Source organism: Sulfurimonas sp. (assembly GCF_023228785.1).
GTDB lineage: Bacteria > Campylobacterota > Campylobacteria > Campylobacterales > Sulfurimonadaceae > Sulfurimonas.
On sequence record NZ_JALOAN010000024.1, the window covers coordinates 24,094 to 32,245 of the forward strand.

General features: G+C 32.8%; 8 protein-coding genes and 1 tRNA gene. 5 read left to right on the forward strand and 4 right to left on the reverse strand.

Going from position 1 to position 8,152, the window contains the following annotated elements:
- Positions 1–309, forward strand: coding sequence for a sulfite:cytochrome C oxidoreductase subunit B (locus tag M0Q24_RS07480; protein ID WP_295049088.1), 309 nt, complete (start codon positions 1–3; stop codon positions 307–309).
- The gene (locus tag M0Q24_RS07485) at positions 309–2,141 is read left to right on the forward strand and encodes an ABC-F family ATP-binding cassette domain-containing protein (RefSeq protein WP_295049091.1); all 1,833 of its coding nucleotides are present in this window, start codon (positions 309–311) and stop codon (positions 2,139–2,141) included. Before M0Q24_RS07480 ends, M0Q24_RS07485 begins: the two co-directional genes overlap by 1 nt.
- Here the strand turns inward: M0Q24_RS07485 and M0Q24_RS07490 are convergent.
- Together M0Q24_RS07490 and M0Q24_RS07495 are read right to left on the reverse strand one after the other, a co-directional pair.
- Positions 2,133–2,879 (reverse strand): ElyC/SanA/YdcF family protein, encoded by a 747-nt coding sequence (locus M0Q24_RS07490; protein ID WP_295049094.1) that lies wholly within the window; start codon positions 2,877–2,879, stop codon positions 2,133–2,135. The two genes, M0Q24_RS07485 and M0Q24_RS07490, sit on opposite strands and share 9 nt — an antisense overlap.
- 145 nt (positions 2,880–3,024) lie before the next feature.
- Positions 3,025–3,171 (reverse strand): hypothetical protein, encoded by a 147-nt coding sequence (locus M0Q24_RS07495; protein ID WP_295049097.1) that lies wholly within the window; start codon positions 3,169–3,171, stop codon positions 3,025–3,027.
- A 429-nt stretch (positions 3,172–3,600) separates the two neighbouring features.
- Here M0Q24_RS07495 and M0Q24_RS07500 point away from each other — a divergent pair, with 429 nt between their 5' ends.
- The 3 genes from M0Q24_RS07500 to M0Q24_RS07510 all read left to right on the forward strand — a co-directional run bounded on the left by M0Q24_RS07500 (position 3,601) and on the right by M0Q24_RS07510 (position 6,588).
- On the forward strand, positions 3,601–4,800 hold the full coding sequence (locus M0Q24_RS07500; RefSeq protein ID WP_295049100.1) for a plasmid recombination protein: 1,200 nt from the start codon (positions 3,601–3,603) through the stop codon (positions 4,798–4,800).
- Between the two features lie 203 nt (positions 4,801–5,003).
- Positions 5,004–5,231: a hypothetical protein gene (locus tag M0Q24_RS07505; RefSeq protein WP_295049103.1), complete on the forward strand. Its 228-nt coding sequence runs from the start codon at positions 5,004–5,006 to the stop codon at positions 5,229–5,231.
- A 187-nt stretch (positions 5,232–5,418) separates the two neighbouring features.
- Positions 5,419–6,588 (forward strand): hypothetical protein, encoded by a 1,170-nt coding sequence (locus M0Q24_RS07510; protein WP_295049105.1) that lies wholly within the window; start codon positions 5,419–5,421, stop codon positions 6,586–6,588.
- Here the strand turns inward: M0Q24_RS07510 and M0Q24_RS07515 are convergent.
- Together M0Q24_RS07515 and M0Q24_RS07520 are read right to left on the reverse strand one after the other, a co-directional pair.
- On the reverse strand, positions 6,561–7,685 hold the full coding sequence (locus tag M0Q24_RS07515; protein WP_295049108.1) for a tyrosine-type recombinase/integrase: 1,125 nt from the start codon (positions 7,683–7,685) through the stop codon (positions 6,561–6,563). The genes M0Q24_RS07510 and M0Q24_RS07515 overlap by 28 nt on opposite strands.
- A 288-nt stretch (positions 7,686–7,973) precedes the next feature.
- Positions 7,974–8,062 (reverse strand) — tRNA-Ser (locus M0Q24_RS07520).
- Between the last annotated feature and the right edge of the window lie 90 nt (positions 8,063–8,152).

An 8,152-nucleotide genomic window follows, 5' to 3' on the forward strand; every position in this document is an offset into this window, starting at 1 on the left:
ATGAAAAAAATAGCAATAATTTTACTACTTTTAGCTCCGATTTTGTTTGGAGACTATGAAAAAGATGTTAAACTTCCGAGCATTACATTTCCTATGGCGCAAGATGAAGATTTTAAAGCCATTCAGAGAAATTGTCAGTGGTGCCACTCTCATGGTTACATCCTAAATCAGGGTAAACAATCAAGAAAATTTTGGCGAGCGTCGGTTATAAAAATGAGAGATGTATATAAGGCTCCCATTACACAAAAAGATGAGAAGATCATCGTAGATTATCTATTTAAACACTATGGAAACAGCAAAGAAGAATAATGATACAACTTGTAAATATATGTAAAAACTATGGGCCAAGAGAGCTTTTTGTAGATCTCAACTTTAAGTTAAACTCATCTCAAAGAGTAGGTTTAGTCGGACGAAATGGTAGTGGAAAATCAACACTTTTTAAGATAATAATGGGCGAAGAGGGTTACGATAGTGGCGAGGTAATCCTCCCAAAAGGTTATAAAATAGGCACGCTTAAACAGCACCTTACCTTTAGTGAATCGACTTTGCGAGAAGAAGCTGCACTTGCTCTTAGTGAAGAGATGAAGTATGATGTTTATAGAGTTGAGAAGATCCTCTTTGGTTTGGGCTTTTCAGAACAAGATCTAGACTCAGATCCACTCTCTTTTTCTGGTGGTTATCAGATCCGTATAAATCTTGCAAAACTCTTAGTCACAGAGCCAAACTTACTACTTTTAGATGAGCCAACCAACTACCTTGATATAGTCTCTTTGAGATGGTTACAAAACTTTTTAACTAACTTTGATGGAGAACTCATCCTCATCACTCACGATAGAAGTTTTATGGATAGTGTGACAACTCACACTATGGGCATTATACGAAGAACTTTAAATGTTATAGAGGGAAGCACTTACAAGTTTTACGAGCAACTCCATGCAGATGAAGAACTTCATGCAAAGCAGAAGATCTCACAAGACAAAAAAGTAAAAGAGTTAGAGCTTTTTATCGCTAAAAACAAAGCTCGTGCATCTACTGCGGCTCAAGCTCAGTCAAAAGTAAAACAGCTTGAGAAGATGGATCTACTCGAAGATCTAAACTTTGACAAATCTTTAGAGTTTAACTTTAACTTTAAAGAGACACCAGCAAAAATTTTACTAGATGTAAAAGATTTGAAATTTGGTTATACAGAAGATAATATTTTGTTTGAAAACATCTCATTTACACTTGCAAAAGGTGAGTGTCTGGGCATTATAGGTAAAAATGGAAAAGGAAAATCTACGCTGTTAAACACAATAGCAGGAGAGTTAAAACATTTAGCTGGAGAGGTTAATTTTAACCCATCTGCATCTTTAGCTCACTTTGGTCAAACAAATATCTCGCACCTAGATCCAAGCAAAACTGTAATGGATGAGATCTATGCGAAAAACCCAAAACTAGGCGAATCTACAGTGAGATCCATCTGCGGTGGCATGATGTTTAGCAATGACGATGCAAAGAAAAAGATCTCACTTCTCTCAGGTGGAGAAAAAAGTCGCGTAATGCTAGGTCAGATCTTAGCATCGGAGATAAACCTTCTTCTGCTTGATGAGCCTACAAACCATCTCGATATGCAGAGCATCGAAGCACTAACAAAAGCGGTGCGAAAGTTCAAAGGCTCTAGCATTATAGTTACGCATTCTGAAGAGCTTTTAAGAAAAGTTTGCGATAGACTCATTATATTTGCAAAAGGTGGAGCTGAGTACTTTGATGGCGGATATGATGACTTTTTAGAAAAAATTGGTTGGGAAGAAGAAGAGGGTGTAGTGAAGAAAAAAACTGCTAAAAAAACTAACTACAAAGAGACTAAAAAATTAAAAGCACAACTTACAAGAGAGAGAAATAGAGAAACTTCTTCGCTAAAAAAAGAAGTTGAGACATTAGAGAAAAAAATTATAAAGACAGAAGATAAGCTAGAACTTCTACATAAAGAGTTAGCAGAAGCTTCCCAAATTGCTGACAACTCAAAGATAGTAGATCTCTCAAAGCTCATCTCAGATGAAGAGTCCATTGTTGAGGGGATGTTTGAGAAGCTAGAAGAATCACAAACAAAACTAGACGAGATCAATGAGAAGTATGAGAAAAAACTAGAAGATCTATCTTAGTTTGCTCCACAAAATGCCTATGTACTCATGCATGGCCATTTGTGAGTTTTTAAATGCATATATGCTAGGTAGTTCAAAAAAACTTGTGTTTTTATCTCTGTGAAAGTCAGTAGGTGCAGGCTTTGGATGAAGCCCAACTTTGTTAAATAGATATATAGCTCTTTGCATATGAGTGGCACTTGTAACCAATATAAAAGCTTCGCTCTGAGTTATACTTTTAGCAAAATGAGCCTCTTCATTTGTGTCTTTTGCCTCCTCACCTAAGATAATGTTTTTCTCTTTCACACCAAGAGAGATGGCAAGTTTTGCATTTACAGAAGCGTTTGAGAACTCCTCTTTGTTAGCATAACCTGTAAAAATAAGCTTTGAGTTTTCTATGTTTTTATGAAGTAAAATTCCCTCAAGAACTCTTTTTACTCCGCTGTCGCCTAGTAAAGAAGAGATCGGTTGAGTCTCATCGCTCACATGTCCACTCCCTAAAACATGAATATACTTGATCTCACCATGACTATAGTCATACTTAACATATCTATCTTCTAAAGCACTCACAAGCATGTTAGAAAAAGGTGGATAAGCAAATAAAAAGAGTAAAAAAACACCTAAAGAGATCAGAGATCTACTGAGTTTTTCTTTTTTAGTAAATAAAAAATATAAGCCAAGCATTAAAATAATAAGCACCAAACCATAAGGCTTAATACAAAAAGAGATGAGTTTTTTTAGACTAAAGAGTAGATCCATTACGATGGTTTTCCTTGGGTGTTATTTGATTTTGAAGTATATCATCAATTTCAAATTCCTATTTATTTCATTATAAAATATTTTATGAAATTTCTTGATTTTACTTAAAACTCTTCCATCTTAAAACGCCAATTCAAGTTAAAAGTTAACTGAGCGTAAAATAGTTTGTTTTGAAAAGTGTTGTAGATATAGAAAAATATGGATTAGTAAGAACAAGTGGTGGACCCTCAGAGATATTTCCCCAAGCTCCAAAATATACCTCTAAGCCCCTGAATTGTGGGGTTTCAAGCATTTTTTTTCCTTAATATTTGTTACACAGTTGTGTCTCATTTGTGTCACATATTATATTTCAAAGTAGCTTAGTGGTAGTTTTTTTTGGTAACTTTTTTTTTAAAAAAAGGTAGAAAGCTTAAAAGTAACAATTTGGAGAAAAGTCACAAAATGCAATTTTAAGAAGCTTTTTATTCTATAGTTATTTTTGCATTGTGTGTTTTTCTTTTTAAAAACTCCTTTGCATTCAGAGCATAGCTCAACTCTCTTTAAGAGAATAGCTTTCTATTCTCTAGAGCTTTAGCTCCATTTTCTCAACGAGAAAATAGATGTAATTTCACCATAAAAATATTATCGTAGATAATTTTTTGTGGTGACATTAAACATCGTGCATAATAATTTGCCAAAATTGTTAAAACATTCTTATAATTAGATGTCTAAAGGAGTGCATATGAGCAGCACATTTTTAGAAATTAAAAGTTATAAGTTAAAAAGATCTTTCAAGAATAGACTACAGCACAATGATAGAAAAACAAATTTGTCAAGTGGCAAGGCTAAAGGTCAAGAGTTTATCAATCATGTGAGCATCAATGATAGAAAATCTTTAAGTGAGAAGAGAGAGCAAAAAGAAGATAGTAGAACAAGAACTGTAATCTCAAATGAGATCAGTAGACTTAAATATAGAATGAAGAGGGCTAAGGGGCAAAAGTCAAAAGATAAAGCAAAAGCAAGAATTGAGAAGCTGATAGAAGAAAGAGATAACACAAGCAATCTTGTAAAAGAAGCTCACAAAGCTTATACAGAATTAACTTTCAGTATAACTTCTCTACCTTTATACAAGAGGGATAAAACTTATGCAAAAGAATTGAGCGAGCTTGTTAATCACTATGTTTCAAAAAACTTTCCGAGCATGAAAGTTGTCTTATCTGTTGTTCATCTTGACCAAGCAAGCCCTCATGTTCACGTGAATGGTTTTTTTGATAAGTATGATAGTCTCACTACTGACTTAAATGCCAGTTTTGGTAGGCAGCCATATGGTAAACATTATTCATTAGTTCAAAAAGATTTTAATGATTATGTACAAAAATCAGGCATAGCTGATAAATATAATATCAAAGTTGACAAAGTTATTAAAGGTGGCAAGAAAACTTATATCAAAAATCTTGCAGCCTATAAAGCAATGCAAAGAAGAGCAAATAAAAGAGCAAGTGATATAGTTGATAAATATGTTGATAAAGTTTTGAAAAAAAATGCCGCATGGACAGGTATTGATTATCAAAAAGCTATAAAAGATATCTCTTCAAAACTTCAAGAGCAATATGCAAAGAATCTAGTTGTGAATTTAAGGTCTGATGAAATTTACGAGACCATGGAAAATTCTCTTTCTCTTAAAAGTGAAGTTGAAACTTTGTCAAATGATAAAGTAGCGATAAACAAAACATTACAAAATAATCTTAGAAGATTAGATAGTCTTAGTGATTCTTATGTTGATTTAGAGAGTAAACATAAAACACTTAAAAGAAGCAAAGAAGAGCTTGAAACTGCACATAGTAAAGAGTTGAGAGAGTTAAAAGATAAAGTTAAAGAGTTAGAAAATAAATTGAATCCCCAAGCTGAAAAAGAAAAGAGTTCTTTCTCTAGGAGAAGATAGTTTTACTTTTTCTTCAAATTCAGCATTATATAAGTTTTTTTATGTAATATACAAAAATAATTATTTTCAACTTATAATTAGTATCCAAAGAAGACAATAATGTCTTAAAGTTTAAGTAACTTCTGACCCCACTTAGGCTTGAGATATTGTTGTCTATTTGGGTAAGAGGGTCAGATCTGTTATCCAAAAAAAGGATAATAGCTATGAACTCTTTTGCCCAAGATCAAATCCCACAAGACACAAATCACACTTTTCATTTAGATTTACCAGAACATCTCCAAGAAATAACTGATCCATATCATCACTATGTTTTTCCACATACAAGAAGCTTGTATAAATCACAGCTCAAAGAGTTTTTAGATTTTAAGATTCCTTTAGCCTCCCCTTGTTTTACTAATGCCGCTAATGTATCCCCCCCCTCAGTTTTCTAGAGATGAGCATCCCAATTACTGCAGGAAAGCCTTCAGGGACTATTTTCATCATAAGAAAAGAGGTAGAGAAGCTTACTTCAATAATAGTAAAAGTATCAAATACTTCAAAAGCAAAAAATCAGGTAAAATAAGCTTTTATAAAGAAAATCTTCAACAAGAATATAAAGATAAAGCTATAGAAGCAATTATGCTCTGGAATCAAGTAGAGCAAGAAGCTAAGCTCAGTGGTTTAGTTCCTGTTTTTTTTACTATTACATTAGAAAGACATTTACATCCATTCAAGACTAAAAGTAACCTCTCTAAAGTTGGCTTTGATTATGAGACAGGCTTCAAGAATGGTATTGTTGAGCTTCAAAAGTTACACAGAGATGTGATGGTTCAGTCAAATAGGACTCTAGGCTATAACATTAAGTTTATTAGAGCATTAGAGTATCACTGGAGTTATGCAGGTCACAGTCATGCTGTCTATTTTGTTAAGCCTAGTGATGTAGAATCTTTTAAAATGATATTAGAGAATAAGGCTAACTTAAATCCAAATCTAGGCTTATATGATATAGAAGTAATTGCTGAATATGAAGAGAACTACTCTATCCCCTATCTCCTCAAATATATGAAAAAATCTGCTTTCAATATGACTCTAGAAGAGTTAGAAGTCTTTGATGGTTGGAGGAGAGCATTAGGCATTAGAAATCTTTACTCACAAAGTAGGTTAACTATCCCAAAATGGGTTATTAGGAAGACTAAATATTATTTTGGGGAGACTACAATTGGTGGCAAGATTAATAAAGATTATTGGAAGCTTAATCATAAGTCTTTATATGAGTGTATCAGGGCAAATGTAAGCATAAATAGTAAAGTTTATGACAGTAAAAATAATTTACTTAGAGAGTACAATGTCACTCCCATAGAGCAAGAAAAGTATAGAGTTGCAAGAACTAGAGAAGAGGTTTGTCACTATGAAACTTTTAATAAAAAAGAGTTTTTAATAAAGAAAACATACAAGACAAAGAGCTTGACTGTCAAAAAGATTTCAAAAAGTGGGGAGCTTCTTGTTTATGATAAGTCTTGGTATGAAATGTTAGAGATTGAAGTAGGGGCTTGTTCTCAGGTTGGGCATGGTGTACTTGCTAAGTTAGCTGAAATAAAGTCAAAACATCTCAAGTTTATTGGCTTTGTTTCATCTTCATTTGATAAGTTTTATATGAAAGTTTTCATGGAGAATCATCTTGCTGGACTTTTAGCTGCTGAGGAAGAAAAAAGAATTCTTAAAGAGAATGAGCAGAGAGAATTTGAACTCTCTGAGATCGCTCTCTATGGTAAAGTTAGAACTTATGAAGATATGACTAGAGGATGGTAAAAAGGAGATATACTATTAATAATCTCCCTTAATTTATCTATATTAATTTTCCCTAAATTGTAATGCTTCTGCCTTACTGATGCAATTGAGTGTCCCATTAAGTAGTCTTTATATTTTTCTTCCCCGGTATCTGTCTGCTCCAGCATTTGGCTAAAGTTCTTTCTGAATGAGTGTAAACTTTTAGTTTTATTTAAAATTATTTTATTTAGTAATCTGTTTAACTTTTTGTTTACTGCACTGCTGTTGCCATTGAAAAGCAAATATTCATTGTTGCTTTTGGCTCTATTGATAACCATCTCTTTTATGTTTTTGTGAAGTGGAATTATTCTAGTTGCATTTTTTGTTTTACCATCAAAAATTTCAATGTAATCTTCATTTATGTTTGAATTTTTCAAAGAGCAAATTTCTCCCATTCTCATTCCAGTGTGCAGGGCAATATTAAAAAAATCTCTGTACTCTGAATTTAAGTCATATTCAAAAATTGCTTTTAAGTCTTCCTCTGAATACTCAACTTTTACAACTTCATCTTCTTCAAACAGAGGTATTAGCTTGTTCATATTTGTCTTATATATATCATTATTATACTCAAGCCATGAAAAAAATTGTTTGTGAAAATTTATGTGCTTGTTGATTGTTTTAGAATTCATGGTCTCGTAGTCACAATTGTCAAAATTTTTCTCTATGTCTTCTACTGAGAATTTTTCCCATTTCTTACTTCTTAGAAAGTCTCTGGGTATCATCTCTAGAGAGTTTTGTACATTCTTGTAAAATTTTAAATTTGGGATAGTGTCTTTTTTACAAAAGAGTCTCAAATATTGAAAGCCGCTGTTCATATTTTTGATTGTGTTGTCTGTCAGTCTTCTTTGTTTTTGGATCTCATCCAGAAATTCTTTTAGATAATCATCTAAATTTTCCCAGATCTCATTCCATACATTTGGTGTCTTTAAGTTAATGTTACTATTGACTTCATGTGATGAAATAGAATTTAACTCAATCTCTTTCTTTATTGCATCTTCTTCTGTTTCTGAAGGTAGTGAGGGGGAGACTCTATATCTATTTTTACTTGAGATAATATTACCTTCTTCATCTGTTCTCATTGAAGTTGTCTTATCTATGAAAAACCCTTTTTTATGTGGTTCCCAAAACATTGGTTTCTCCATAATTTTATCTCTTTGAAGCATACAATACTCAAGATTAGAACTTCTTAAGCTTTGTCTATATATCTTTTTTTTAACTCTTTTTATAAAGTAATATATATTATTTCTTTTTGTGAGATATTTTGTTGTGTTTGTGTAATATTTGTTACACAGTTGTGTCTCATTTGTATCACAGCTAGTTTTTAAAATTCTTTGAAAGTGGCTAAAATAGGGGTTTGTAGGGGTAAGTGGTGGACCCTCAGAGATTCGAACTCTGGGAGGTATAACCCTCGCCGGTTTTCAAGACCGGTGCAATCGACCAACTCTGCCAAAGATCCACTTGTGTAGTTAAAAAATTTTTAAATTATAAAACTGGAGGTGCCACCCAGATTTGAACTGGGGATAGAAGCTTTGCAGGCTACGGCCTT

Bases quoted from the DNA above. Each gene is read 5' to 3' on its own strand.
- M0Q24_RS07490 (WP_295049094.1), bottom strand. From the start codon at position 2,879: ATGGATCTACTCTTTAGTCTAAAAAAACTCATCTCTTTTTGTATTAAG.
- M0Q24_RS07510 (WP_295049105.1), top strand. From the start codon at position 5,419: ATGCTCTGGAATCAAGTAGAGCAAGAAGCTAAGCTCAGTGGTTTAGTT.
- M0Q24_RS07505 (WP_295049103.1), top strand. From the start codon at position 5,004: ATGAACTCTTTTGCCCAAGATCAAATCCCACAAGACACAAATCACACT.
- M0Q24_RS07485 (WP_295049091.1), top strand. From the start codon at position 309: ATGATACAACTTGTAAATATATGTAAAAACTATGGGCCAAGAGAGCTT.
- M0Q24_RS07515 (WP_295049108.1), bottom strand. From the start codon at position 7,685: ATGAGAACAGATGAAGAAGGTAATATTATCTCAAGTAAAAATAGATAT.
- M0Q24_RS07495 (WP_295049097.1), bottom strand. From the start codon at position 3,171: ATGCTTGAAACCCCACAATTCAGGGGCTTAGAGGTATATTTTGGAGCT.
- M0Q24_RS07480 (WP_295049088.1), top strand. From the start codon at position 1: ATGAAAAAAATAGCAATAATTTTACTACTTTTAGCTCCGATTTTGTTT.
- M0Q24_RS07500 (WP_295049100.1), top strand. From the start codon at position 3,601: ATGAGCAGCACATTTTTAGAAATTAAAAGTTATAAGTTAAAAAGATCT.